22 protein-coding genes and 1 other annotated feature are annotated in these 25,408 nt (G+C 57.9%); of the genes, 9 read left to right on the top strand and 13 right to left on the bottom strand.

From position 1 onward, the window contains the following. Window positions 1-13 precede the first annotated feature (13 nt). Both AA74_RS0114460 and AA74_RS0114455 read left to right on the top strand, forming a co-directional pair. Window positions 14-928: an SPFH domain-containing protein gene (locus AA74_RS0114460; protein WP_008499312.1), complete on the top strand. Its 915-nt coding sequence runs from the start codon at window positions 14-16 to the stop codon at window positions 926-928. Further along, entirely contained in the window at window positions 925-1,377 is a 453-nt protein-coding gene (locus AA74_RS0114455; protein WP_008499311.1) for an NfeD family protein, read from the top strand. Before AA74_RS0114460 ends, AA74_RS0114455 begins: the two co-directional genes overlap by 4 nt. Here the strand turns inward: AA74_RS0114455 and cueR are convergent. After that, a complete protein-coding gene (gene cueR, locus AA74_RS0114450; protein WP_008499310.1) occupies window positions 1,374-1,784 on the bottom strand; it encodes a Cu(I)-responsive transcriptional regulator in 411 nt (136 codons plus the stop codon). The two genes, AA74_RS0114455 and cueR, sit on opposite strands and share 4 nt — an antisense overlap. A gap of 108 nt (window positions 1,785-1,892) precedes the next feature. Between cueR and copA the strand changes: the two genes are divergently transcribed. From copA to ybaK, 3 genes are all read left to right on the top strand, one after another. Then, the gene (copA, locus tag AA74_RS0114445) at window positions 1,893-4,391 is read left to right on the top strand and encodes a copper-exporting P-type ATPase CopA (RefSeq protein WP_025912643.1); all 2,499 of its coding nucleotides are present in this window, start codon (window positions 1,893-1,895) and stop codon (window positions 4,389-4,391) included. Window positions 4,392-4,441: 50 nt separating this feature from the next. Beyond that, the gene (locus AA74_RS0114440; RefSeq protein WP_025912642.1) at window positions 4,442-5,236 is read left to right on the top strand and encodes a TraB/GumN family protein; all 795 of its coding nucleotides are present in this window, start codon (window positions 4,442-4,444) and stop codon (window positions 5,234-5,236) included. A gap of 198 nt (window positions 5,237-5,434) precedes the next feature. Beyond that, window positions 5,435-5,914 carry a Cys-tRNA(Pro)/Cys-tRNA(Cys) deacylase YbaK gene (gene ybaK / locus AA74_RS0114435; protein WP_008499307.1) on the top strand — a complete coding sequence of 160 codons (480 nt, stop codon included), beginning with the start codon at window positions 5,435-5,437 and terminating at the stop codon, window positions 5,912-5,914. Window positions 5,915-6,004: 90 nt separating this feature from the next. Here ybaK and ushA read toward each other — a convergent pair whose 3' ends face one another. Further along, window positions 6,005-7,657 (bottom strand): bifunctional UDP-sugar hydrolase/5'-nucleotidase UshA, encoded by a 1,653-nt coding sequence (gene ushA / locus AA74_RS0114430; protein ID WP_023326816.1) that lies wholly within the window; start codon window positions 7,655-7,657, stop codon window positions 6,005-6,007. 169 nt (window positions 7,658-7,826) lie between these two features. Here ushA and AA74_RS0114425 point away from each other — a divergent pair, with 169 nt between their 5' ends. After that, window positions 7,827-9,035 carry an MFS transporter gene (locus tag AA74_RS0114425; protein ID WP_023326815.1) on the top strand — a complete coding sequence of 403 codons (1,209 nt, stop codon included), beginning with the start codon at window positions 7,827-7,829 and terminating at the stop codon, window positions 9,033-9,035. Window positions 9,036-9,267: 232 nt separating this feature from the next. Then, window positions 9,268-10,944, top strand: coding sequence for a YbaL family putative K(+) efflux transporter (gene ybaL, locus AA74_RS0114420; protein ID WP_008499303.1), 1,677 nt, complete (start codon window positions 9,268-9,270; stop codon window positions 10,942-10,944). Between the two features lie 93 nt (window positions 10,945-11,037). Here ybaL and AA74_RS0114415 read toward each other — a convergent pair whose 3' ends face one another. The 9 genes from AA74_RS0114415 to AA74_RS0114375 form a co-directional block, all read right to left on the bottom strand. Then, window positions 11,038-12,342, bottom strand: a complete 1,305-nt coding sequence (locus AA74_RS0114415) for an inosine/guanosine kinase (protein ID WP_021241626.1) — start codon at window positions 12,340-12,342, stop codon at window positions 11,038-11,040. 62 nt (window positions 12,343-12,404) lie between these two features. After that, window positions 12,405-13,367, bottom strand: a complete 963-nt coding sequence (gene hemH / locus AA74_RS0114410; RefSeq protein ID WP_023343508.1) for a ferrochelatase — start codon at window positions 13,365-13,367, stop codon at window positions 12,405-12,407. A gap of 124 nt (window positions 13,368-13,491) precedes the next feature. Continuing rightward, window positions 13,492-14,136: an adenylate kinase gene (adk, locus tag AA74_RS0114405; protein WP_006809841.1), complete on the bottom strand. Its 645-nt coding sequence runs from the start codon at window positions 14,134-14,136 to the stop codon at window positions 13,492-13,494. A gap of 195 nt (window positions 14,137-14,331) precedes the next feature. Next, the gene (gene htpG, locus AA74_RS0114400; protein ID WP_025912641.1) at window positions 14,332-16,206 is read right to left on the bottom strand and encodes a molecular chaperone HtpG; all 1,875 of its coding nucleotides are present in this window, start codon (window positions 16,204-16,206) and stop codon (window positions 14,332-14,334) included. Window positions 16,207-16,316: 110 nt separating this feature from the next. Then, the gene (gene recR / locus AA74_RS0114395) at window positions 16,317-16,922 is read right to left on the bottom strand and encodes a recombination mediator RecR (protein ID WP_008499298.1); all 606 of its coding nucleotides are present in this window, start codon (window positions 16,920-16,922) and stop codon (window positions 16,317-16,319) included. Then, window positions 16,922-17,254 carry a YbaB/EbfC family nucleoid-associated protein gene (locus AA74_RS0114390; protein ID WP_003858972.1) on the bottom strand — a complete coding sequence of 111 codons (333 nt, stop codon included), beginning with the start codon at window positions 17,252-17,254 and terminating at the stop codon, window positions 16,922-16,924. The genes recR and AA74_RS0114390 overlap by 1 nt, the downstream gene beginning before the upstream one ends. A gap of 54 nt (window positions 17,255-17,308) precedes the next feature. After that, window positions 17,309-19,237 (bottom strand): DNA polymerase III subunit gamma/tau, encoded by a 1,929-nt coding sequence (dnaX, locus tag AA74_RS0114385; protein WP_025912640.1) that lies wholly within the window; start codon window positions 19,235-19,237, stop codon window positions 17,309-17,311. Continuing rightward, window positions 17,915-17,979 (bottom strand) — a sequence feature (DnaX frameshifting element). It overlaps the preceding gene by 65 nt. Window positions 19,238-19,325: 88 nt before the next feature. Next, on the bottom strand, window positions 19,326-19,877 hold the full coding sequence (gene apt, locus AA74_RS0114380) for an adenine phosphoribosyltransferase (RefSeq protein ID WP_000127359.1): 552 nt from the start codon (window positions 19,875-19,877) through the stop codon (window positions 19,326-19,328). A 151-nt stretch (window positions 19,878-20,028) separates the two neighbouring features. Further along, window positions 20,029-20,406, bottom strand: a complete 378-nt coding sequence (locus AA74_RS0114375; RefSeq protein WP_008499296.1) for a DUF454 family protein — start codon at window positions 20,404-20,406, stop codon at window positions 20,029-20,031. 50 nt (window positions 20,407-20,456) lie between these two features. Here AA74_RS0114375 and priC point away from each other — a divergent pair, with 50 nt between their 5' ends. After that, the gene (gene priC / locus AA74_RS0114370; RefSeq protein WP_023293139.1) at window positions 20,457-20,984 is read left to right on the top strand and encodes a primosomal replication protein N''; all 528 of its coding nucleotides are present in this window, start codon (window positions 20,457-20,459) and stop codon (window positions 20,982-20,984) included. Window positions 20,985-20,998: 14 nt separating this feature from the next. Continuing rightward, window positions 20,999-21,181 carry a pleiotropic regulatory protein RsmS gene (rsmS, locus tag AA74_RS0114365; protein WP_008499294.1) on the top strand — a complete coding sequence of 61 codons (183 nt, stop codon included), beginning with the start codon at window positions 20,999-21,001 and terminating at the stop codon, window positions 21,179-21,181. On the opposite strand, the gene mscK is transcribed toward rsmS, so the two are convergent. Both mscK and acrR read right to left on the bottom strand, forming a co-directional pair. Then, window positions 21,178-24,525, bottom strand: a complete 3,348-nt coding sequence (gene mscK, locus AA74_RS0114360; protein ID WP_025912639.1) for a mechanosensitive channel MscK — start codon at window positions 24,523-24,525, stop codon at window positions 21,178-21,180. The genes rsmS and mscK overlap by 4 nt on opposite strands. Window positions 24,526-24,638: 113 nt before the next feature. Continuing rightward, window positions 24,639-25,292: a multidrug efflux transporter transcriptional repressor AcrR gene (gene acrR / locus AA74_RS0114355; protein WP_008499291.1), complete on the bottom strand. Its 654-nt coding sequence runs from the start codon at window positions 25,290-25,292 to the stop codon at window positions 24,639-24,641. Between the last annotated feature and the right edge of the window lie 116 nt (window positions 25,293-25,408).

Below are 25,408 nucleotides of genomic sequence, written 5' to 3'. Positions count from 1 at the left end.
ACAGGAGGTTTTTATGCTTATCGTTGTTCCCGTCCTTATTTTCGTTGCGCTGGTTATCGTGGGCGCTGGCGTCAAAATTGTCCCTCAGGGTTATCAGTGGACCGTCGAGCGTTTCGGCCGTTACACCAACACGCTCCAGCCCGGCTTAAGCCTGATTGTCCCGTTCATGGACAGAATCGGCCGCAAGATCAACATGATGGAGCAGGTTCTGGACATTCCGTCCCAGGAAGTGATCTCCAAGGATAACGCCAACGTCACCATCGACGCCGTCTGTTTTATTCAGGTGATTGATGCGCCGAAAGCGGCCTATGAGGTCAGCAACCTGGAGCTGGCGATCGTCAACCTGACAATGACCAACATCCGTACCGTACTCGGCTCGATGGAGCTGGACGAGATGCTTTCCCAGCGCGACAGCATCAACACCCGCCTGCTGCACATTGTCGATGAGGCCACCAACCCGTGGGGGATCAAAGTTACCCGCATCGAGATCCGCGACGTGCGCCCGCCGGCGGAGCTGATTGCCTCGATGAACGCCCAGATGAAAGCCGAGCGAACCAAGCGCGCCTACATTCTGGAAGCCGAAGGGGTACGCCAGGCGGAGATCCTCAAAGCGGAAGGGGAAAAACAGTCGCAGATCCTGAAAGCGGAAGGCGACCGTCAGTCCGCGTTCTTACAGGCGGAAGCGCGTGAACGTTCCGCCGAAGCGGAAGCCCGCGCGACCCAGATGGTGTCCGAGGCAATTGCCGCCGGTGATATTCAGGCCGTGAACTACTTCGTTGCGCAAAAATATACCGACGCGCTGAAAGAGATCGGCTCGGCGAACAACAGCAAAGTGGTGATGATGCCGCTGGATGCCAGCAGCCTGATGGGCTCTATCGCGGGGATCGCCGAACTGATTAAGGACAGCGGAAACGAGCGTAAAAAATGATTGAGCTCATCGTTGCACATCCTCATGCCTTCTGGCTAAGTCTCGGTGGCTTATTGCTGGCAGCGGAGATGCTGGGCGGCAACGGCTACCTGCTCTGGAGCGGTGTGGCCGCCGTCATTACCGGTCTTCTGGTCTGGATCCTTCCCCTGGACTGGGCGTGGCAGGGGGCGCTGTTTGCCGCGCTGACGCTGGTGGCCGCCTGGCTGTGGTGGCGCTGGCTTAACCGGCGGGTTAACGAGCAGAAACCGGTGGACGCCCACCTTAACCAGCGCGGACAGCAGATTGTCGGCAAGCGTTTTACCCTCGACACCGCGCTGGTGAACGGACGCGGGCACATGCGCGTAGGCGACAGCTCGTGGCCGGTGGTGGCCGACGATGACCTCAGCGCCGGCACGCGGGTTGAAGTCATTGCGGTGGAAGGCATTACCCTGCGGGTAAAGGCCTGTTAAGCGTGGGTTTTGCGGTGGCAGCAGCCGGCAAGATTATCAATAATCGGGCAGTCGGCGCTGTCATCCCCCGGACAGGAGTCCGCGAGCTGCAGCAGCTGTTCGCGCATCGACTGTAGCTCGACGATGTGGCGTTCAATTTCGGCCACCTTTTCCAGGGTGCGTTTTTTCACATCCGCGCTGTGACGCTTCGGATCGTTGAACAGGTTAACCAGCTCGCCGCACTCTTCCAGATTAAACCCGACCTGTCTTGCCTGGCGCAGCAGCGTCAGCTCATCGAGATGCAGCTGCGTGTAGCTGCGGTAGCCATTTTCACTGCGCAGCGGCGGCGTTACCAGCCCCTTCTCTTCATAAAAGCGGATCGCTTTGCTGGTTAAGCCGGTTTTTTTTGCCACGTCACTGATATTCACATTTCCCCCTTGACCTTCCCCTTGATGGAAGGTTTAACCTTCATAACAGTTAGCGAAAAGCGTTACTCCGGTCAACAACTGACCAATATATTATACGGGAGTTTTGTTATGTCTCACACTATCGACCTGACGCTGGACGGCCTCTCCTGCGGCCACTGCGTCAAACGCGTTAAAGAAAGCCTGGAACAGCGTCCTGACGTTGAAAGCGCTGAAGTGACTATCGACCATGCCGCCGTGACCGGCAGCGCCAGTGCGGACGCGCTGATTGATACCATTAAACAGGCCGGTTACGGGGCGGAGTTAAGCCACCCAAAGGCTAAACCGCTGGCAGAGTCATCATCCCCGTCGGAAGCACTGACAGCGGCCACTCCTGAGCTTCCGGCAGCGGATGATATTGATGACAGCCAACAGCTGCTGATCAACGGCATGAGCTGCGCCAGCTGCGTCTCCCGGGTACAAAACGCCCTGCAGGCGGTACCGGGCGTCGCGCAGGCACGGGTGAATCTTGCGGAGCGTACTGCGCTGGTGATGGGCAGCGCCTCCGCCGCAGAGTTAGTGCAGGCCGTTGAAAAAGCGGGCTACGGCGCGGAGGCCATCGAAGATGATGCCGAACGCCGCGAGCGCCAGCAGGAAACGGCTATCGCCACCATGAAGCGCTTCCGCTGGCAGGCCATCGTTGCCCTGCTGGTGGGTATTCCGGTGATGGTGTGGGGCATGATGGGTGACAACATGATGGTCACCGACGACAACCGCACGCTGTGGCTGCTGATTGGTCTGATTACCCTTGCGGTGATGGTGTTTGCAGGCGGGCATTTCTATACCAGCGCCTGGAAGAGCCTGAAAAACCGCACCGCGACGATGGATACCCTGGTCGCCCTCGGGACCGGCGCGGCGTGGCTCTATTCCATGAGCGTGAACGTCTGGCCCCAGTGGTTCCCGATGGAAGCGCGGCATCTCTATTATGAAGCGAGCGCAATGATTATCGGCCTGATCAACTTAGGCCATATGCTGGAAGCCCGCGCCCGTCAGCGTTCCTCGAAAGCGCTGGAAAGATTGCTTGATTTAACCCCGCCGACGGCCCGCGTGGTCACGGACGAGGGGGAAAAGAGCGTTCCATTGGCCGAGGTTCAGCCCGGCATGACGCTCCGTCTGACCACCGGAGACCGCGTTCCCGTTGACGGTAAGATAACCCAGGGCGAAGCCTGGCTGGATGAAGCGATGCTGACCGGGGAGCCTATTCCCCAGCAGAAATCCGATGGCGACGCCGTGCATGCCGGTACGGTCGTGCAGGACGGCAGCGTGCTGTTCACCGCCAGCGCCGTCGGCAGCCACACCACGCTGTCGCGTATTATCCGCATGGTGCGCCAGGCGCAGAGCAGCAAGCCGGAGATTGGCCAGCTTGCTGACAAAATCTCGGCCATTTTTGTACCGGTGGTGGTCGGCATTGCCCTGCTGAGCGCGGCGATCTGGTACTTCTTCGGCCCCGCGCCGCAGATTGTTTACACCCTTGTGATCGCTACCACGGTGCTGATCATCGCCTGTCCTTGCGCCCTTGGCCTGGCGACGCCGATGTCGATTATCTCCGGCGTAGGGCGCGCGGCCGAATTTGGCGTACTGGTGCGGGACGCGGACGCGCTGCAGCGGGCCAGCACCCTCGACACGCTGGTGTTTGATAAAACCGGCACGCTGACGGAAGGTAAACCGCAGGTGGTCGCCGTCACGACCGCAGGCATTGCCGAAGCGGACGCGCTGCGTCTCGCCGCCGCGCTGGAGCAAGGCTCAAGCCATCCGCTGGCGCGCGCTATTCTCGATAAAGCCAATGCGTCTGCCCTGCCGCAGGTGAGCAACTTCCGCACCCTGCGCGGGCTCGGCGTGAGCGGTGAGGCAGAAGGCCATGCGCTGCTGCTGGGCAACCAGGCGCTGCTCAATGAAAACGGTATTGATACCGCTACGCTGGAAAACGAGCTGAAGGCGCAGGCGTCTCAGGGCGCTACCCCGGTTCTGCTGGCGGTGGACGGCAAAGCCGCCGCGCTGCTGGCCGTGCGCGATCCGCTTCGCCAGGACAGCGTGGACGCCTTACAGCGCCTGCACCGTGCAGGCTACCGTCTGGTGATGCTGACCGGCGATAACCCGACCACCGCCAACGCCATCGCGAAAGAAGCCGGTATTGATGAGGTGATTGCGGGCGTACTGCCGGACGGCAAAGCGGACGCCATTAAAAACCTGCAACGTCAGGGCCGTCAGGTGGCAATGGTCGGCGACGGCATCAACGATGCCCCGGCGCTGGCCCAGGCGGATGTGGGGATCGCGATGGGCGGCGGCAGCGACGTGGCCATCGAAACCGCGGCCATCACGCTGATGCGCCACAGCCTGATGGGCGTGGCCGATGCGCTGGCCATTTCGAAAGCCACGCTGCGCAACATGAAGCAGAACCTGCTGGGGGCGTTCGTCTATAACACCCTCGGGATCCCAATCGCGGCCGGTATTTTGTGGCCGCTGACCGGCACGCTGCTTAATCCGGTGGTCGCGGGTGCGGCGATGGCGCTCTCCTCCATCACCGTGGTCAGCAACGCCAACCGGCTGTTGCGCTTTAAACCGAAGGATTGAACCTTGTACCCGTACGCGCTAGCATGAACCTTTCCGTTTATGGAGCGCGTATGGGTCTGTTTCATCGTATAAAAACATCGTTTCGCGCCCTTTTCCCTCGCCGTTACGCCTGGCCCGGTCTGGATATCTCGCTTCCCGGCGGGCAACACCTGCACCTGGTCGGCAGTATCCATATGGGCACGCAGGGTATGTCACCTCTGCCGCCCGGTCTGATAAAGCGCCTGAAGCGCGCCGACGCGCTGGTCGTCGAGGCGGACATCTCGGGCCATGAGTCACCGTTTGCCGGGCTTGAAAGCGATCTCCCGCTGGCGGAACGTCTGAATGAGGCCCAGCTCGCGGAACTGACGCGCGTCGCCGAGGAAACCGGCGTATCGCTCTCCATGATTGACACCCTGCCGCTGTGGCAAATCGCAATGGTATTACAGGCCACGCAGGCCCAGCGTCTGGGGCTGCGGGGGGATTACGGCATTGATTACCAGCTGCTGAACGTGGCGCGGGCGCGCCGTATGCCGATCATCGAACTGGAAGGTACGGACAGCCAGATTGCGCTCCTGCGAGAGCTTCCCGACGACGGTCTGATGCTGCTGGATGATACCCTCACCCACTGGCACACCAACGCACGCCTGCTGCAGACCATGGTTGGCTGGTGGCTGGATGCGCCGCCCGCGGACGGCAGGCTGGCGTTACCGTCGACGTTCAGTGAATCGCTGTATGATGTGCTGATGAATGCGCGTAACAAAGCCTGGCGAGAGACGCTGCATGCTCTGCCAGCGGGGGAATACGTGGTGGCGGTTGGGGCGTTACATTTATACGGCGAAGGGAATTTGCCGTCGTTGCTGAAATAAAAAAATGGCCAATATCTCTATTGGCCCGTCAAAGAGGAATTTCATCGTTTTTATTATACCGAAGTGACCTTCGGCTGAGCCGATTGTCGCTCAAAGTGACCATCACTGCCAACACTATTGCGCAAGATGGTGCTATTTTTTAGACAAACGTCAGGCGTATGCTGGCTGCATGAATTGTCTGTCGTAAGAAGGATAGCTATGACTCCCGCCGTTAAATTACTTGAAAAAAACAACATTTCTTTCCGGATCCACACCTACGATCACGATCCGAATGAAACCAACTTTGGTGATGAAGTGGTGCGTAAGCTGGGGCTGAACGCGGACCAGGTCTATAAAACGCTGCTGGTGGCGGTGAATGGCGATATGAAGCATCTCGCCGTGGCGGTGACTCCCGTGGCGGGACAGCTGGATCTGAAAAAGGTCGCTAAAGCGCTGGGGGCGAAGAAGGTGGATATGGCGGATCCGATGGTGGCGCAGCGCACCACGGGCTACCTGGTGGGCGGCATCAGCCCGCTCGGGCAGAAAAAACGCCTGCCGACGCTGATCGATGCCCCTTCACAGGAATTTGAGACCATCTATATTTCCGGCGGCAAGCGCGGGCTGGATATTGAGCTGGCCGCGGGCGACCTGGCGAAAATGCTGGACGCGAAGTTTGCGGATATTGCGCGCAGGGAGTAAAAAAAGCCGGGTGGCGGCTACGCCTTACCCGGCCTACATTTTGCACCCGTAGGCCCGGTAAGCGCAGCGCCACCGGGCAACACAGCTGCACTACTGCCAGCTCACCTCGCCTTTCGGCTCATACGCATTCACGTCAATCGGCGAATTCTGCTCGATATACTGCTTCAGCACTTCTGCATCGATAAAGCCGGTGTTCACGTAGCCCGGTTTATTATCAATATGCGGATAGCCGTCGCCGCCGGTGGCGTTAAAGCTTAACGTCGCCAGACGGTAGGTTTTCGCCGGGTCAACCGGTTCGCCTTTGATCTTCAGGTCGTTAAGCTTGCCGTCTTTCGCTACGAAGCTCACGTTGGCAAACTGCGGATAGGCCCCGGAATCCGGCTTCATCTGCGCCACGGCGGTCAGGTAGTCAATGACCTCTTTCCCGCTCATGTCGGCATAAACCACCACGTTACCGAACGGCTGCACCTTCAGAACGTCTTTATAGGTGATGTTTCCACCTTCGATGGAATCACGAATGCCGCCGCCGCTCATCACGCCAAAATCAGCCCCGGTGCGCGCCATTTGCGCCGCCAGCACCAGGTGGCCCATGTTGGTCTGCACGAAGCGAACTTTGCTGCGGTCCCCCTCCAGACGACCGTTCAGCGTACCGATTTTCACGTCCAGCTGCGCCTTGCCTTTGTTCTGGAACGGCGTCAGCAGGGAGAGCATCTGCTGGTTTTCTGGAATCTCTGGGGTGTAAAGTACGCGCTCGCTTTTCCCGTCCGGGTAGGTGACCTTCTTCTTCAGGTTGACCGGAATGAGCTGATAGTGCACCAGCTTCATCTCGCCGTTACGGAACTCGAAGTCCGCCCGGCCTACGTATTTGCCCCACTCGTGCGCCTGCACAATCCAGATACCGTTCTGACGGTCTGGCGCACACGGCGTGCCCGGCACGTAGTCCACCTGCTTTTTATTCTCCGACGCCATGCACACCGGATCCTGTGAGTGACCACCCACAATCATCGCCAGCGAGCCCGCCGGCAGGCTGCGCGCCATTTCCACGTCACCGGGCGCGTTAGAGCCGTGCTCACCGTTGTCGTAGTGCCCCATGTGCGTGGTGGCGATAATCACGTCCGGCTTTTCGTTTTGCTGCAGCTCCTGAATCACCAGCTTCGCTTCGTCTGCCGGTTTGCGGAATTCGATATCGGTGAAGAACTCAGGGTTGCCAATTTTCGCCGTATCGTCGGTGGTTAAGCCGATGACCGCGATCTTCAGATCCTGACGCTTAAACAGCGCCCACGGCTTAAACAGGCGTTCGCCGGTGCTTTTCTGGTAAATGTTGGCGGAGAGGAACGGGAATTTGGCCCACTTCTCCTGCTGACGCAGGACGCTCAGCGGATTATCAAACTCATGGTTACCGACGGCCATCGCGTCGTAGCCAATCAGGTTCATGCCGCGAAAGTCGGGCTCGGCGTCCTGTAAATCGGATTCCGGCACGCCGGTATTGATATCGCCTCCCGACAGCAGCAGCACGCTGCCGCCCTGGGCTGCCACCTCTTTACGAATGCCGTCCACCAGCGTTTTTTGCGCCGACAGGCCATATTCGCCGTATTCACTGCGCCAGAAATGACCGTGGTGATCGTTGGTATGCAGAATGGTGATTTTATAGGTTTTGTCTTTTTCATACGCCTGCACGGGCAGGCTTACCAGCCCCCACGCCGCGATGAGCGCCAGCGCGACGCCCCGCTTCATTAACTTCATCTTCTCTCTCCCTGACCAATAGACAAAGGCAGAAATTACAGTGACTAATAAGAATAGACAAATAAGTTTTCAGAATTGCGACTTTCTTCAAATGTCCCGGGCGGGTATGTTAGTCGGATAATAATTACACCCTGCATCGCTAATAACTCAAGACGTGGTAATTCTCTCTATGGCAATCAGTGACTCAACCCAGCCCGTTCCGGGTGCGCCGACGTCGCGCACCTCCTTTAAAGTCTTAGGCGCAATCAGTCTCTCGCACCTGCTCAACGACATGATCCAGTCGTTGATTCTGGCTATTTATCCGCTGCTGCAGTCCGAGTTTTCACTCACCTTCGTGCAGATTGGGATGATCACCCTGACCTTCCAGCTGGCTTCCTCGCTGCTGCAGCCGGTGGTGGGCTACTGGACGGACAAATATCCTATGCCGTGGTCGCTGCCCATAGGCATGTGCTTCACCCTAAGCGGGCTGGTGCTGCTGGCCATGGCGGGGAGTTTTGAAGCCGTGCTGATTGCCGCCGCGCTGGTAGGCACCGGCTCGTCCGTTTTCCATCCGGAGTCTTCCCGCGTGGCGCGTATGGCGTCCGGCGGTCGTCATGGCCTGGCGCAGTCACTTTTCCAGGTGGGCGGTAATTTTGGTAGCTCTCTCGGCCCGCTGCTGGCCGCGGTTATTATTGCCCCTTACGGCAAAGGCAACGTGGCGTGGTTTGTGCTGGCCGCGCTGCTGGCGATTATCGTGCTGGCGCAGATTAGCCGCTGGTACGCCGCACAGCATCGGGTGAATAAAGGAAAACCTAAAGCGAAGGTTATCAATCCCCTGCCGCGCAATAAGGTTATCCTGGCGGTTGCCGTCCTGCTGGTGCTGATTTTCTCGAAATACTTCTATATGGCGAGCATCAGCAGCTATTACACCTTTTATCTGATGCAAAAATTCGGATTATCGGTACAAAACGCGCAGATCCACCTGTTTGCCTTCCTGTTCGCGGTGGCCGCAGGGACGGTAATTGGCGGGCCGGTGGGCGATAAGATTGGCCGTAAATATGTCATTTGGGGCTCTATCCTCGGCGTAGCGCCTTTTACCCTCATTTTGCCGTACGCCAGCCTTGAATGGACGGGGATTTTGACCGTGATTATTGGTTTTATTCTCGCCTCCGCGTTTTCCGCCATTCTGGTCTATGCCCAGGAGCTGCTGCCCGGACGTATCGGTATGGTTTCCGGACTGTTTTTCGGTTTCGCCTTCGGCATGGGCGGGCTGGGTGCAGCGGTGTTAGGGATGGTTGCGGATCACACCAGCATCTTCCTGGTTTATAAAATCTGCGCTTTCCTGCCACTTCTTGGCATGTTAACCATATTCCTGCCTGATAACCGCCATAAAGCGTGAATTACGGGTAGCTAAACTTATGCTTTAGCTACCTGATACCCTTATACCATAAGGGTTTCCTCTTCATCCCCGCGCTGAATTTATCAAAATGCGCTTTTTTACGTGCATATTGCTGTTTTATTCAAACTTCAACAATTATTCATAAACATAAGGGTAAAAATTGTCATAAACTATTACCTGGTTTTTTGGTATTCACGCCAAAAATGGAACACTCACCACGAAAGGAGACGGAATGCACCACGCCACACCGCTTATCACCACCATTGTTGGTGGACTTGTGCTCGCTTTTATTCTCGGCATGATTGCCAATAAGCTGCGTATTTCTCCTCTTGTCGGCTATCTGCTGGCAGGTGTGCTGGCGGGACCGTTTACGCCAGGTTTTGTTGCGGATACCAAACTGGCCCCTGAGCTGGCGGAATTGGGCGTGATTCTGCTGATGTTCGGCGTCGGCCTGCACTTCTCCCTGAAGGATTTGATGGCGGTAAAGTCGATTGCCATACCGGGAGCGATCGCCCAGATAGGGGTGGCGACGCTGCTTGGGATGGCGCTTTCGGCCGTGCTGGGCTGGTCGCTGATGACCGGTATCGTATTTGGGCTGTGTCTCTCAACCGCCAGTACCGTGGTGCTGCTGCGCGCGCTTGAGGAGAGACAGCTGATAGACAGCCAGCGCGGGCAGATCGCGATAGGCTGGCTGATTGTGGAAGATCTGGTGATGGTCCTGACGCTGGTGCTGCTGCCCGCCGTCGCCGGCATGATGGAAAAAGACAATATCGGCTTCGCCTCGCTGGCGCTGGATATGAGCATCACCATCGGGAAGGTGGTGGCGTTTATCGCCATCATGATGCTGGTGGGTCGCCGTCTGGTGCCGTGGATCATGTCCCGCAGTGCGGCGACCGGATCCCGCGAGCTGTTTACCCTCTCCGTGCTGGCGCTGGCGCTGGGTATCGCGTTTGGTGCCGTTGAGCTGTTTGATGTCTCCTTCGCGCTGGGCGCGTTCTTCGCCGGGATGGTGCTGAACGAATCCGAGCTGAGCCACCGCGCTGCACACGACACCCTGCCGCTGCGCGACGCCTTTGCCGTGCTGTTCTTCGTCTCCGTCGGGATGCTGTTTGACCCGCTTATTCTGATTCAGCAGCCGCTGGCCGTGCTGGGCACGCTGGCGATCATTATCTTTGGTAAGTCGCTCGCCGCCTTCTTCCTGGTGCGAATGTTCGGCCACTCTCCGCGGACGGCGCTGACCATTGCCGCCAGCCTGGCGCAGATTGGCGAGTTCGCCTTTATTCTGGCCGGTCTGGGCATGGCCCTGAATCTGCTGCCGCAGGCCGGACAAAACCTGGTGCTGGCGGGGGCGATCCTGTCAATTATGCTGAACCCGGTGCTGTTTGCCCTGCTGGAAAAATACCTCGATAAAACCGAAACGCTGGAAGAGCAGACGCTGGAAGAGGCCATCGAAGAAGAGAAGCAGATCCCGGTCGATATTTGCAATCACGCCCTGCTGGTCGGCTTTGGCCGCGTCGGCAGCCTGCTTGGCGAGAAGCTGATGGCGCAGGGCATTCCGCTGGTGGTAATTGAAACGTCACGCACCCGCGTTGACGAGCTGCGCGAGCGCGGTATTCGTGCGGTGCTGGGCAATGCGGCGAACGAAGAGATCATGGAGCTGGCGCATCTGGACTGCGCCCGCTGGCTGCTGCTGACCATTCCCAACGGCTATGAGGCGGGTGAGATTGTCGCCTCCGCGCGCGCGAAGTGTCCAAACATCGAGATTATCGCCCGGGCTCACTACGACGACGAGGTGGATTACATTACCGAGCGCGGTGCGGATAAGGTGGTGATGGGCGAGCGCGAGATTGCGAATACGATGCTGACGCTGCTGGAAAAACCGCCGGTTGAAGAGGCGGTGACGGGTTAAGTTTTGTGCGGCCTGATGCCCTCACCCTGGCCCTCTCCCACAGGGAGAGGGAACAAACACTAAAAACGGCAGCCACAGGTTGCCGTTTTGCTTTTACCTGTCCCAGTACGCCTCTTCGAGGCTGTCTTCACGTTCCGGCAGGCCACGCGTTAAGCGCGGGGAGTGCTGGTTCAGCACCTGATAGCTTACGCGGTTGGCGTACTTGCATACCTGCGCCAGCGACGAATAGGTCAGCCAGCTGAACTTGTGCTTGCTGGAATTTGGCACGTTGGTTTTGTGGTAGGCGTTAGCGGTGATGTCGTGCAGCAGCGCGGCCAGCGCGCCGTCGCCCGCGCCGTTGGTGTTCATGATCTTCTCCGGCCCGCCCATGTAAGGGGCGATGTGCGAGTAGATACGCAGCGGATTAACACAGTCTTTAAAACGCATGCCGCGGCTGAACTCGTACTGGTTGAACTCGGCAATCGCGCCGGGCAGCAGCGGGTGCTGGGTTTTGCGTTTGCTCTCTTCTTCGGTGAAGCCAGCCATATACAGCCCAACCGGACCCGCGGTGCAGAGCACCAGATCCACCCAGTCCAGCGCTTTGTCAGACGCCAGCAGCGGATCGCTTTCACCGGTCAGCGCTTCGGCCTCCTCTTCGTTCATCGCCAGAATCGAGACGTGCTCTTTCAGGAACGCCTGCCACCATTCAGGATTATCGGCAATCACGAATTTGGTGCCCAGCGTCAGAACGACGGGCACGTCGTACTTCTTCGCGTACTCAATCGCCTTCATGGTCGCTTCCGGCATCGGCTCGCCCGGCTTGCAGCGCACCAGGTAGGAGGTCAGCACCAGCGCCGAGGCGCCCGCGATCACCTCTTCGGGAATGCTGTCCGCGCGCAGCTTGTTCATATGACCCGGGCTGATGGCAAAGGTACGCTCGCCGGATTCGCCGATCAGCGTAAAGCAGCGGCCAATCGGCCCGTCGACGCCCTGGAGATAGTTCAGATCGGTACGGCTGGAGGTGTTGCACAGGTAACGGTAGGCGTAGCCACCGATTTCGATATTGCTGCACATTACGCCGAGCAGGACAGAGCGGTCGTCCGCCAGCACGGAGTAGTTGTGCATGGTGTTGCCGATGGTGCCACCGGCGAACTGATGGGTAATCAGGTTTTCGCGCACCAGCTCCTGGTACAGCGCTTCGGCAACGTCATCTTCAATCACCAGCGAGTGACCGGCGCTCAGACCGTAACGGGCGACAAACGCATCATCCACTTTCGCTTCAATGTCCACCAGCGTCTGGTCGATACCGACGACCCACGCCGCGCTGGTTTCATTTTCTGGCTGGATTTGCTGCAGGAGCGGATCGCGGGCATCCACGGGGAAGTAGTGTTTGGATTTGCGTTTACCGGGAAATTTCATGGTCTGAACTGTACGAAGAATATGGGCCGGGAATGGTAGCACAAACCCGGCCCGGAGTGCGATCAGCGACCGTTCGTTACCAGCGAGACCATCATGTCGATATGCTCAGGGGAGTCGTTAAGCGCCGGAATGTACTCGTACTTTTCGCCGCCAGCCTCCAGGAAAAATTCCCGGTTTTGCACCGCGATCTCCTCCAGCGTCTCCAGACAGTCTGCCGAGAAGCCCGGCGACATCACCTGAATATGCTTCACGCCCTTCTCGCCGAGCATTTTGAGGGTTTCATCGGTGTACGGCGTCAGCCACGGCTCGCGGCCGAAGCGCGACTGGAAGGTCATCATCACCTTCTCCGGCGGCAGGCCGAGGGCGGAAACCAGCTCGCGGGTGGTATCGCGGCAGCGCTGCGGGTAATCATCCCCTTCATTGGCGAAACGCTGCGGGATGCCGTGATAGGAGAGCAGCAGCAGATCCGGCTCGCCGTGTTTTTCAAACGACGCGCGCGCGCTGTTGGCGAGCGCCTTGATGTACAGCTCGTTATCCGCGTAGTCGCGAATAAAGGTCACGCCCGGAATGCGGCGGCGGGTCGCCAGAATGCGCGCCAGCTCGTCCCAGACGGCGGCCACCGTCGAGCAGGAGTACTGCGGGTAGAGCGCCAGCACCACGATATGGTCCACGCCCTGCGCCAGCAGCGAGTCCACCGCGCTTTCCAGAGACGGTTTGCCGTAGCTCATGCCGAGCGCGACGGGCATCTCCGGCAGGCGGGCGGCCAGCGCCTTCTCCTGACGACGACTGTAGACCATCAGCGGCGAGCCCTCTTCCATCCAGACGGACTGATAGAGTTTGGCGACGCGCGGAGAACGGATCGGCAGAATGACGCCACGCAGCAGCGGCCACCACAGCAGTCGCGGAAAATCCACGACGCGCGTGTCGCTTAAAAATTGTCGCAGGTAGCGTTTTACCGCGTCTGATGTAGGTGCTTCTGGAGTGCCCAGATTGGCAAGCAGGATGCCGGTTTTCGCCTGACTCATTCACGCCTCTTAACCATTTGAATGGTTGTCAATTGTAGCGGAAATGCGTTTAAACGAAACCCATTGCTGTAATAGGTAAGATGAGAATTTTTCTCACCCGGTGGCCCGGGTGAGAGAGATGCAATTAGCCGAGGATTTTTTCCAGCTCAGCACGCACGTCAGCCACGGCTTTGGTGCCGTCAACTTTGGCGTATTTGGTGTTACCCGCCTGCGCTTCTTTGGTGTAGTAGCCGATCAGCGGCGCAGTCATCTGATGGTATTCCACCAGGCGCTTGCGCACGGTCTCTTCCTGATCGTCTTTACGGGTGGTCAGCTCTTCGCCGGTCACGTCGTCTTTGCCTTCAACCTTAGGTGGGTTGAATTTGATGTGGTAAACGCGGCCAGAGGCAGCGTGTACGCGACGGCCAACGATGCGGTCAACGATCAGCTCGTCCGGTACGTCGAACTCCAGAACGTAGTCCACGTTGATGCCCGCTTCCTTCATGGCGTCAGCCTGAGGAATGGTACGTGGGAAGCCGTCCAGCAGGAAACCGTTACGGCAGTCTTCCTGAGCAATGCGCTCTTTGACCAGAGCAATTACCAGCTCGTCGGTCACCAGCTTGCCTGCGTCCATGATGTCTTTCGCCTGTTTACCCAGCTCGGAGCCAGATTTAACAGCGGCGCGCAGCATATCACCGGTGGAGATTTGCGGAATACCGTATTTCTCCATGATGAACTGAGCCTGAGTTCCTTTACCCGCGCCCGGAGCGCCAAGCAGAATAATACGCATTGCGAAAATCCCCTCAAAAGTCGTTTCAATTTTTCAAAAGCGCTAAACAATACCACCAGAACGGGCATCGCTCAAGGAAGGCAGGAAGGCTGAAACGGTTAATGGGGGGAGATAATTTGGGATAGTGCGGTCTGGTGCCCTCACCCTGGCCCTCTCCCTCGGGGAGAGGGAGAAGACCAGGAGAGGCGTGGTCAGTTACGCCAGCAGCAGCGCATTCACACGTTTAATGAAGAGGTTAGGATCTTCCAGCGTGCCTCGCTCGGCCAGCAGGGACTGATCCAGCAGGAGTTCAACCCACTCGGCAAAGCGGGCGTCGTCCTGGGTATCCGCCGCGCGTTTCACCAGCGGATGATCCGGATTAAGCTCAAAGATATATTTCACTTCCGGTACCGCCTGGCCCGCCGCGGCGAACAGCTTCGCCATCTGGGTGCTCATTTCGTCGGCATCGGTGGTGACAATGGCCGGAGTGTCGGTCAGACGGTGAGTGAAACGCACCTCTTTCACGCGGTCGCCCAGCAGGGTTTTCACGCGCTCAATGAACGGCTCCAGCGCCTTCTCGGCTTCTTTCGCGCTTTCGTCCACTTCATCCGCCAGCTTGTCGATGGATTCGTCCGCTTTAGCAACGGACTGGAACGCTTTCCCGTCGAACTCGGTCAGGTAGTTCATCATCCACTCGTCGATGCGGTCGGAAAGCAGCAGCACTTCGATGCCTTTCTTACGCAGCAGCTCCAGGTGCGGGCTGCTCTTCGCCGCGGCGTAGCTGTCGGCGGTGATGTAGTAGATCTTCTCCTGCCCTTCTTTCATGCGGGAGATGTACTCTTCCAGCGACACGGTCTGCGCGGAGGAGTCGGTGTGCGTAGAAGCAAAGCGCAGCAGTTTGGCGATGGTTTCAACGTTCGCCATGTCTTCAGCCGGGCCTTCTTTCAGCACCAGACCGAACTGTTTCCAGAAGGTCTGGTATTTTTCCGCATCGTCTTTCGCCAGTTTTTCCAGCATCTGCAGCGCACGTTTGGTCAGGGCGTTGCGCAGGTTACGGGTGACGGTGCTGTCCTGCAGAATTTCGCGGGAGACGTTCAGCGGCAGATCGTTGGAATCGATCAGGCCGCGCACAAAGCGCAGATAGTTCGGCATGAACTGCTCGGCGTCGTCCATGATGAATACGCGCTGCACGTACAGCTTCAGGCCATGCTTGTGATCGCGGTTCCACATGTCCCACGGCGCCTGTGCCGGGATGTACAGCAGGCTGGTGTACTCCTGCTTACCTTCCACACGGTTGTGGCTCCAGGTCAGCGGGTCGGTAAAGTCGTGGGCGATGTGCTTATAAAACTCGTTGTACTCGTCGTCTTTGATTTCAGCCTTGTTACGCGTCCACAGCGCCTGCGCCTTGTTGATTTTCTCCCAGGAAACCACGGTTTCACCGTCTTTCTCTTCCTGTTTTTCAATCTCGACCGGCAGGGCGATGTGGTCGGAATATTTGCTGATGATGGAGCGTACGCGCCAGTCGTTCAGGAAATCATCTTCCCCTTCACGCAGGTGCAGGGTGATTTCGGTGCCGCGATCCGCTTTGGTGATGTCATCAACGGTGTATTCGCCTTCCCCTTTGGATTCCCACAGCACGCCGTTCTCGGCGCTGTCGCCCGCCGCGCGGGTGCGCACGGTGACTTTGTCCGCCACGATGAACGCCGAGTAGAAACCGACGCCGAACTGGCCGATCAGCTGGCTGTCTTTCGCCTGGTCAGAGCCCATGGACTCCAGGAACGCTTTGGTGCCTGATTTCGCGATGGTCCCGAGGTGGTCGATCACCTCGTCGCGGTTCATCCCGATGCCATTATCGGCAATCGTCAGGGTGCGGTTCTCTTTATTGAAAGAGACGCGCACGCGCAGCTCGCCGTCGCCTTCGTACAGATCCGGGTTGGACAGCGCGCGGAAGCGCAGCTTGTCCGCCGCATCCGAGGCGTTGGAAATCAGCTCACGCAGGAAAATTTCTTTGTTGGAATACAGGGAATGGATCATCAGGTGCAGAAGCTGTTTTACTTCTGACTGGAAACCACGGGTTTCTTGTCCTTTCATCTATGTCGACCTCAACAATGCCATTTAATGGGGTTGTAAAACGTTGAGGGAGAGATGGGGATACGGGGGGAAATTTTCAAGCGGAGGCGGCTCGCGCAGCCTCCGTTTGGTCAGAAAATAATCTTGTGACGTCCGGCCAGAGAGTGCGACAGCGTGGTGCCGTCGACCATCTCCAGCTCGCCGCCGACCGGCACGCCGTGGGCGATGCGGCTGGCGTCAACGCCATACTGCGAGCACAGTTCGGCGATGTAGTTGGCGGTTGCCTCCCCTTCCACCGTGGGGTTGGTGGCGAGGATCACCTCTTTGATGGTTTCGGACTCGAGACGCTGTTCAAGGCGGTCAAGACCGATATCGTCCGGGCCGATGCCGTCCAGCGGGGAGAGATGCCCCATCAGCACGAAGTAGCGCCCGGAAAACTGCCCGGTTTGTTCGATGGCGTAGATGTCCGCCGGACTCTCCACCACGCAAATCTGACCGTTTTCCTGACGACGCGGGTTCGTACAGATGTTACACACGTCCTGCTCGGTAAAGGTGCGGCAATCCGCACAGTGACCAATTTCTGACATGGCGCGGGTCAGAGCCTGCGCCAGGCGCATCCCGCCGCTGCGGTCGCGCTGCAATAGCGTAAACGCCATGCGCTGCGCCGACTTCGGGCCAACGCCCGGCAGACAGCGCAGCGCTTCCATTAACTGCGTGAGCAGCGGACTGGTTTGCATCAGAACGGCATCTTGAAGCCAGGCGGCAGCTGCATGCCGCTGGAAACGGAGGCCATTTTCTCTTTCTGGGTTTCGTCGATACGGCGAGCGGCATCGTTAAACGCGGCTGCAACCAGATCTTCCAGCATCTCTTTGTCGTCTTCGAGCAGGCTCGGGTCGATTTCCACGCGACGGCAGTTGTGCGCACCGTTGATGGTCACCTTGACCAGACCGGCACCGGACTCACCCGTGACTTCCAGCTGAGCGATCTCTTCCTGCATCTTCTGCATTTTTTCCTGCATCTGCTGAGCCTGCTTCATCAGGCCACCCAGACCGCCTTTTCCACCAAACATAGGCTTCTCTCTTCTTTCACGTTTAAGGATTACAACCGTAAGTCAGACTCACGATCAAATGGGGCGAATACTCTCTTCATCCAGATCGGCGTCGAAGAACCGGCGCAGGGTCTGAATGTTGTTATCCGCAATAATCGCCTCGCGCGCCTGCGCGAGCTTCTCTTCATAAATGGCCTGGCGCCACTCCAACGGCGTTTTCACTGCCGGATTATCATCTTCAATGATAGTCAATTCAACCGGCGCCCCCTGTAATGTGGCGAGCGCCTCGGCCAGCGCCTTTTGCGCGCCAGGGGAATTCAGGTGCCGCTGGCCCGGACGCAGGTGCAGACGCACCTGATTGCCGTCCTGCTCTTTCCAGGCATTCAGCGCGACCTGCTCGACCAGCTTCGGCAGCTGGAGTTTGCTGACCTCGGCGGCCCAGGCGTCGCGCGCAATGGACTCTTCGGCAAGCTTCGCGGCCAGCTCCGGCGTTTTTTCATGCTCCAGCGCCTTTTTCAGCGCTTTCGGCGTGGCAACCTCTTCCTTCACCGTTTCGGTGATAGTGGTTGCCTTCCAGCGGTAAGCCTCTTCTTTCACCGGGGCTTTCTGCTCGAGCGCGGACGGTGCCGGACGCGACTGTACGCGCTCCGTTACCGAGGCCAGTCGTTCAAGCGCGGCGTTGTTCACCGGCCGCGCTCTTCCTGGCGCTGCCGGTTCACTCTTTTTTGGTTTGGTTACTCCCTGAGCACGCTGCAGCTGGCTGCGCGCGGCAAGCACCGAACTGGTGGCATCCGACAGCGGTACGTTCTGCTGCGGTGGCGGCGTCGGCTGCGGTGGCACCTGCTGCGGTGACATCACCGCCGTCGGCGCAACCGGGGCGAAAGACTGTCGGGGCACGTCCGGCTCCGGCAGCGGCATGCGCGGGTGGAACGCCAGCGCGCGCAGCAGCGTCATTTCAACGCCCATCCGCGGATCCGGCGCAAACGGTAGCTCTTTGCGACCAATCAACAGCGTCTGGTAATAAAGCTGCACGTCGGCAGGCGGCACGGTGCGGGCAAGCTCACGCATCCGCTGTTCAATGGCGGCCATATCCGCGCCAATGGCCGACGGAGAAAGCTGCAGCATTGCCACGCGGTGCAGCAGGCTAAGCATCTCAACCAGCAGCCCTTCCCACTCAATACCGCGGGCAGCGGCCGCGTTCACCAGCGACATCACGCGTTCGCCGTTAGCGGCAATCATCGCTTCGATAAGCGACAGCGCCTGATCGTCATCCAGCGTGCCGAGCATGGTGCTGACCGCCTCGGTGGAGAGTTTGCCGTCACCGCTGGCAATCGCCTGATCGGTCAGACTGAGCGCATCGCGCAGGCTGCCGTCCGCCGCGCGGGCCAGCAGCTGCAGGGCGCGCGATTCGTGGAGAATGTTCTCTTCATCGAGAATGTGCTCGAGCTGCGCGCGGATCTGCTCGACGTCCAGCGCCTTCAGGTGGAACTGCAGGCAGCGCGATAAAATCGTGACCGGCAGCTTTTGCGGATCGGTGGTCGCCAGCAGGAACTTCACGTGCGCGGGCGGCTCTTCCAGCGTCTTCAGCAGGGCGTTGAAGCTGTGGCGCGAGAGCATGTGCACTTCATCGATCAGGTAGACCTTGAAGCGGCCGCGCGCCGGGGCGTACTGGACGTTGTCCAGCAGGTCGCGGGTATCTTCAACTTTGGTGCGCGAGGCGGCGTCGATCTCGATCAGATCGACAAAACGCCCCTGCTCGATCTCCCGGCAGTTATCACACACGCCGCACGGCGTGGCGGTGATCCCGGTTTCGCAGTTGAGACCTTTTGCCAGCAAACGGGCAATAGAGGTCTTACCGACGCCGCGGGTGCCGGAAAAAAGATAGGCGTGATGGATACGACCTAGCGACAAGCCGTTCGCCAGGGCCGTCAGCACATGTTCCTGACCGACAACGTCAGCAAAGGTTTGTGGTCGCCATTTACGGGCTAACACCTGATAACTCATGGGCAGGCTCTGCAACGCTGGAAGGTGAATTTATGGAGGGGAATGCTATCACAACCTCACCCATTGAGCGAGGTTGTGAAAACCGGGATTAGTGACCCGGGAAAGGCACCAGGCTGTAGCTGGTAATGCCCTGTTTTTCCAGGCGCTGTTCACCGCCGAGATCGAACAGGTTGATGATGAAGGCCGCGTCGGTCACTTCCCCACCCAGACGGCGGATCAGCTTCACGGTCGCTTCAATGGTTCCGCCGGTCGCCAGCAAATCGTCAACCACCAGCACTTTGTCGCCAGGCTTGATCGCGTCAACGTGGATCTCCAGCTGATCGGTGCCGTACTCCAGCTCGTAGCTTTCTGCGATGGTTTCACGCGGCAGTTTGCGCGGCTTACGCACCGGCACAAAACCCACGCCCATTGCCAGCGCAACCGGTGCGCCAAACAGGAAGCCACGGGCTTCGGTACCTACTACTTTGGTGATCCCGGCGTTTTTGTAACGCTCGACCAGCAGTTCAATGCTGAGTGCGTACGCTTTCGGGTCTTCCAGCAAGCTGGTGACATCACGGAAAAGAATGCCAGGCTTTGGGTAGTCCTGGATGCTTTTGATGCTGTTTTTCAGATATTCAAGCTGCTGTGCAGTTGCGGTCATCGGTTTGTGCCTAAATGAAACAGTGTTACTCACAGCGCGCAACGAGTCGGCCAAGGCAACAATTGTTTAACCTTTGACCAGGCGCACCTGTGCTCGAAAACGGTCGAATTTACTGGCTGCGCGTGATAATTGCAACAGCCATGATGAGGCTTCAGTGCTTTTGTTGCTTTTCATCAACCACGGGGATCCGCCACATAAAGATAAGCAGGCAGGAGAGAATGATCAGCAGCAGGATCCGCACCCACATCATTTTCACCAGCCATAATGAAATGGCGAAGGTGATGAGGATCACCGCGATCGCGCGCGGCTTGGCGCCTGGCGGCATGGCACGGTGTTTTTGCCAGTGGCGTAAGTACCCGCCAAACCATGAGCGGTAGAGCAGCCAGTGGTGAAAACGCGGCGACGAGCGGGCGAAACACCAGGCCGCCAGCAGGATAAACGGCGTGGTCGGCAGCAGGGGTAATACTACACCCAGCGTGCCCAGCACTACCGCAAGCCAGCCAATGATGATTAAAATAGTACGCTGCATAATGCGAATCGTTATCAAACTGAACGGCTACTTTACCACTGGAGAGCGCCTTGAAAACAGCACTGCTTCTTGAGAGGCTGCAAAATCAGCTGATCGCTCTGCGGGCGCAGGCCACGCCGCTGATGGGGCACGCCACGCTGAAGCCGCGCTTTGACCGGCAGCTTTTTCGTACCCGCAGCACCGTCATTCAGGATTACCTGGCTGAAGCGCAGACGAACCTCGACGAGCTTCGCCATGCGGTTGAGAATGAACAACAGGAACAGGTGGCGTGGCTTGCAGAGCATCTCACCGAGCAGATCACCGCACTGCATCGCGAAATCGCCGCCTGGCCGCTGCGCGCCTGGGACAGCGCCTCGCCGGGGCTCGGCAAATGGCAGCGCAAGCGGCTCGAGAACCAGGAGTTTGAGCGCCGGCTGTTTGAGATGAAGCGTGAACGCGAGGTGCGTCTGAACAACAGCGAAACGCTGGAAGAGCAGCAGCTATTGATGCGCGAGATTAGCGCGCTGGAAGGACGCATCGTCCGCTGCCGTCAGGCGCTGGATGACATTGAACGCGTCATAGAACGTTTGACCCGTTAACAGGAGCCACACCCATGTCACTGGAAAATGCACCCGATGAGGTCAAGCTGGCCGTCGATTTGATTATGCTGCTGGAGAATCATGAGATCCCCGCCGAGACGGTGCTTAAGGCGCTGGAGATTGTGCGGCGGGATTTTGAGGGGAAACTTCCCCCTCACCCTGCCCTCTCCCCAGAGGGGAGAGGGAAAATAGATTAAGCCGGAGTCGGGTCATCACCCTTAATGTCGCGCTTCACTTCCGTATGCTCATCACCTTTCTCGTTACGCAGGTGAACCTCAAGCTGGTTGAAGGCGATATTAATATCGTTTTCACGGCACAGACGATCGATAGAGCGGTTAAGCTCATCCACCGTGTAGCTGCGGTCACGCAGTTCACGCACGTATAAACGCAGCTCGTGATCAAGCGTACTCGGCCCAAAGGTGGTAAAGAACACCGCCGGAGCCGGATCGTGCATCACTTTCGGATGTTCAGACGCCGCCTTCAGCAGCACCTCTTTCACCTTATCCAGATCCGATCCATAGGCCACGCCCAGGCGGATCACCACGCGCGTCACCGTATCGGAAAGCGACCAGTTGATCAGACGCTCGGTGACGAACGCTTTGTTCGGGATGATCACCTCTTTGCGATCGAAGTCGGTGATGGTGGTGGCACGAATGCGGATCTTGCTGACCGTTCCCGAGAACGTGCCGATGGTGACGGTATCGCCGATACGTACCGGACGTTCGAACAGGATGATCAGGCCGGACACAAAGTTACCGAAGATCTCCTGCAGGCCAAAACCAAGACCGACCGAGAGGGCCGCCGCCAGCCACTGCAGTTTATCCCACGAGACGCCAAGCGAGCCAAAGACCGTCATAGCTCCGACAATGATGATGACGTAGTTGAGGATCGTGGTGATGGCGTAGGACGCCCCCTGGCGAAGATTCAAACGTGACAGGAGCAGCACTTCGAGCAGGCCAGGCAGGTTGCGGATCAGCGCCCAGGCGACCATCGACGACACCAGCGCAAACAGCAGGCTGCCCATGGTCACGCTTTTCATGACCGCCGCGCCGGCTTCGGTTCCGTTGTATTGCCAGAGGGTAATACTGTCGAGATAGGCGAAAACGGTAATAAGATCGGACCAGATCGCCCAGAACATCACCGCAAACAGGGCGATCATCACCAGCATGGTGATACGCAGCGTCTGCTGGTTAACCTGCTCCAGCGCGATGGTCGGCTCTTCCTGCGGCTCAGCGCCTTCGGCCCCCTCTTTCACCTGATGCTGACGACGCGCGATGGCGCGGCGATAGGCAATACGGCGTGCCGCCACGCTCAGGCCGCGCAGTACGGTCTGATAGAGCAGGTTCCAGACGATCACCAGATAGACCGTTTCAATCCAGCGCCCGGACAGGCGCAGCGTGGTATAGAAGTAGCCCGTTGCCGTCAGCACCATCAGCGCCAGCGGAATGATCGCCAGCACCGTCACGGTGGCCAGACGAATATTGTGGGACTCTTTATCACGCCAGCTGTCGCGACACATCGGCCACATCAGGATCGCAATCAGCAGCAGGTTCAGCAGGATGACCAGCTGGCCCAGCACGTCATCCATCAGATGCAGCGGGGAAAGTTCAGAGACAACCGACCAGAAGTGCAGCGGCAGGAGCGCCAGGCTGATGCGCACGATCTGACGACGCCAGTGGCTGGTCAGCTGCGCTGGCATGTTGAAATGACGCACCGCCACGCCGTCTTTTTCCAGTACCTTCCAGCACAGGCCAAACACCAGCCAGAACAGCGCCAGTTTTTTACTGAACGCCCACAGCAGATCGCTGACGTTGAGCTGCATAGTGAGCAGAATCAGACCCACAGCCAGAATAATCAGGCACACCGGCAGGGCGCGAATAAGGTCAATCAGAATCGCTTTTGGCGTATGGAGCTGGCTATCGTTGCGCAGCTGCCCTACTTCGGAGGCCAGCTTCGCCTGGTATTTTTTCAGCCAGCCCAGACGCCAGCGGATGAGACCGGCAATCAGCAGCAGCGGCAAACCGGCCAGAAAAGCAATCATTACCGCAGGCCAGGCTTTCTCCCAGTTTACGGTGATCTTCATGCTCTTAATCTGCGTTTTCAGCGTCTCAGGGAAGGATTTAACCCAGTCCCAGTCCATCGGCTTGTTGCTGTTTACCCAGAAAATCTGCTGGGTCAGGATCTCCTGCAGACTTTTCGAGACGCTCACCAGCTGCTGCTGGTTGATTTGCAGGTTAATGGCCATCATCAGCTGGTTACCCAGCTGTTTATTGAGCTGGTCCAGCAGCTCGCGACGCATATCCACGACCTGGAGCAGCGCGTCGTGCACTTCCGGGTTCACGTCGCTGGAGTGTCCCTCTTCAATTTTGGCGACAAAGGTATCGCTCTGGAAAAGGGCATCGCGCTGCTGGTTGACGTCAAACTGTTCCAGACGTAAATCCGCAATGCGGTTGGTCATGTCCTCCAGCTCGTCGGCGGACGGAAGCGTCTGCTGCTGCTGGTAGAGAATACGCGACAGCAGGAGGCTGCCCTTCAGGACCGCGATCTGCTCTTTGATGTTGCGTTCCGCCTGCAGGGCGCGATCCAGCCAGTTTTTGACCTTGATATTTTGCTGAACCAGCGAGTTGCCGTTTTCCGTCGCCAGTATCAGGCGCTGGCTGAGCTGATGGTTAGCCTCAAGCTCCTGTTTTACCAGCGGGTTGGCCTGAATACGGGCGGTTTCGTCAGGGGATACGGCCTCCTGGGCGGTTTTTTCCGTCAGGGTCAGGCGTTTGCTGTTAACCGCCTCCTGCAAAAGCTGAAGCTGATGCTCCAGACGATTAATGTTCGCGGTGACGTAATCACGCTGTTTCTGCAGAGTGTCCTGCAGCACCGTATTCCCTTCCAGGCTTTTACGCTGCTGTTCGATCTGCGCATTGAGCAACGACTGCTGAACCAGCAGCAGGGTTTGCTGCGTCGGGCGCAGCGTGCCTTCACCCATCGTCGTGCCGTTCAGGCGGTTGCGGATCTGCTGCAGCTGCTGAGACGCGGTATACATCGCATTTTGCACGCGCTCGGGCTGGGTTTGCAGGGAGACAAGCTGGCTGTTGTAGGTCGCGAGATCGGACTGCGCGGTTTGCAGATCGTCGAGCAACTGGGCGACGCGCGATTCCAGCTGGCGTAAGGAGAGCGTGGCGAGCGTTTTGCGCGTTTCGTTGTCGTTATCAACGTCACTCAGGGCATTCAGCGACTCCGTCGCTTTGCGCATGTTTTCAGGGGCCTGCGCCACCTTCTGACGAAGCTGTGCGGTTTCAGCCTTAACGCGTTCAATTTTATCCAGCGTTTCCAGCGTTTCCGTCAGATCCTGCTGCGTCAGTTTTTCCTGAGGAGAGAGTTCTTTTTGTTTGTTCAGCGTGTCGAGTTGCGACTGAACGTCAGCACGCGTGGGAATATCGTTGCTGTTATCGGCGCGGGCCCAGGTCAGCGGCGCCGTGGCGAAGAAAAACAGCATCGCAAAGAGCAATGCAAAAACAGGATGTTGCGAGCGATTGATGGGCAGCATAGTTGTGAATGATGTCAGAAGATGACCGAAAATAGTCCGGCGTGAAGAATATCACGCTCGTCAGATGCAGAATAGCGCGAACGTAAGCCTCTGAGATAAATCCTGGAAAGGGGTCAGGCCGTTAGCGAAGGCGCGTCACTGCGCAGCGTCGGGCTAAGCTGTAGCATTTCCAGTAAAATCGCCACGTAGCTGCGAGCTTCCGCTTTAAGATCAAACGATTGCGGTGCAAAAAGCCAGTTTTCCATCAGACCAGAAATGTAGCTGCGCATCAGAATCGCCGCCCGACGGGTCAACAGATTGGCAGGTAGTAGTTTTGCCTCCATACAGAGGTTCAGGTTGTGCTCAATACGGTCATAGCTTTCCAGACTGAGGCTTCGTTGCGCCTGCTGCACGACCGCCATCTCGCCCACGAACTCGCATTTATGAAAAATAATCTCCATCATTAATCTGCGACGTTCTTCAACTACCGTTGCTTCAAGGATATATACTAATATTTCTCTCAATACTGAGAGTGGATCGTCTGGGAATTTTGCCCGATACTCACTCTCGAGATCGCTAATGCTGGACTCTGAAAGCTCCCAGATTTCACTGAACAGATCTGACTTGTTTTTAAAATGCCAGTAAATCGCTCCTCGCGTCACACCGGCGGCCTGAGCAATTTGCGCCAGCGAGGTTGCTGAAACACCTTGCTGCGAGAACAAACGTATCGCCACATCCAGAATATGTTGTCGGGTTTCCAGCGCTTGTTGTTTAGTTTTTCGTGCCATAGGTGAGTGAATTTACAGGAGTCAGATTTACATACATTTGTGAATGTATGTACCATAGCATGACGATAATATAAACGCAGCAATGGGTTTTAGACTCAGGACCCTTGATCAATTTG

The organism is Enterobacter sp. 5-4, from assembly GCF_000612205.1.
Lineage (GTDB): Bacteria > Pseudomonadota > Gammaproteobacteria > Enterobacterales > Enterobacteriaceae > Enterobacter > Enterobacter roggenkampii.
The sequence above is the reverse complement of the archived record's forward strand: the minus strand, read 5'-3'. Positions and strand labels throughout refer to the sequence as shown.

Excerpts from the sequence above, each read along its gene's own strand:
- ushA (WP_023326816.1), bottom strand. The coding sequence starts at position 7,657 with ATGAAGTTAATGAAGCGGGGCGTCGCGCTGGCGCTCATCGCGGCGTGG.
- copA (WP_025912643.1), top strand. The coding sequence starts at position 1,893 with ATGTCTCACACTATCGACCTGACGCTGGACGGCCTCTCCTGCGGCCAC.
- AA74_RS0114375 (WP_008499296.1), bottom strand. The coding sequence starts at position 20,406 with ATGCAGCGTACTATTTTAATCATCATTGGCTGGCTTGCGGTAGTGCTG.
- AA74_RS0114440 (WP_025912642.1), top strand. The coding sequence starts at position 4,442 with ATGGGTCTGTTTCATCGTATAAAAACATCGTTTCGCGCCCTTTTCCCT.
- AA74_RS0114425 (WP_023326815.1), top strand. The coding sequence starts at position 7,827 with ATGGCAATCAGTGACTCAACCCAGCCCGTTCCGGGTGCGCCGACGTCG.
- apt (WP_000127359.1), bottom strand. The coding sequence starts at position 19,877 with ATGACCGCAACTGCACAGCAGCTTGAATATCTGAAAAACAGCATCAAA.
- AA74_RS0114455 (WP_008499311.1), top strand. The coding sequence starts at position 925 with ATGATTGAGCTCATCGTTGCACATCCTCATGCCTTCTGGCTAAGTCTC.
- AA74_RS0114460 (WP_008499312.1), top strand. The coding sequence starts at position 14 with ATGCTTATCGTTGTTCCCGTCCTTATTTTCGTTGCGCTGGTTATCGTG.
- mscK (WP_025912639.1), bottom strand. The coding sequence starts at position 24,525 with ATGCTGCCCATCAATCGCTCGCAACATCCTGTTTTTGCATTGCTCTTT.
- dnaX (WP_025912640.1), bottom strand. The coding sequence starts at position 19,237 with ATGAGTTATCAGGTGTTAGCCCGTAAATGGCGACCACAAACCTTTGCT.
- ybaK (WP_008499307.1), top strand. The coding sequence starts at position 5,435 with ATGACTCCCGCCGTTAAATTACTTGAAAAAAACAACATTTCTTTCCGG.
- hemH (WP_023343508.1), bottom strand. The coding sequence starts at position 13,367 with ATGAGTCAGGCGAAAACCGGCATCCTGCTTGCCAATCTGGGCACTCCA.
- htpG (WP_025912641.1), bottom strand. The coding sequence starts at position 16,206 with ATGAAAGGACAAGAAACCCGTGGTTTCCAGTCAGAAGTAAAACAGCTT.
- rsmS (WP_008499294.1), top strand. The coding sequence starts at position 20,999 with ATGTCACTGGAAAATGCACCCGATGAGGTCAAGCTGGCCGTCGATTTG.
- acrR (WP_008499291.1), bottom strand. The coding sequence starts at position 25,292 with ATGGCACGAAAAACTAAACAACAAGCGCTGGAAACCCGACAACATATT.
- recR (WP_008499298.1), bottom strand. The coding sequence starts at position 16,922 with ATGCAAACCAGTCCGCTGCTCACGCAGTTAATGGAAGCGCTGCGCTGT.
- ybaL (WP_008499303.1), top strand. The coding sequence starts at position 9,268 with ATGCACCACGCCACACCGCTTATCACCACCATTGTTGGTGGACTTGTG.
- adk (WP_006809841.1), bottom strand. The coding sequence starts at position 14,136 with ATGCGTATTATTCTGCTTGGCGCTCCGGGCGCGGGTAAAGGAACTCAG.
- AA74_RS0114415 (WP_021241626.1), bottom strand. The coding sequence starts at position 12,342 with ATGAAATTTCCCGGTAAACGCAAATCCAAACACTACTTCCCCGTGGAT.
- AA74_RS0114390 (WP_003858972.1), bottom strand. The coding sequence starts at position 17,254 with ATGTTTGGTGGAAAAGGCGGTCTGGGTGGCCTGATGAAGCAGGCTCAG.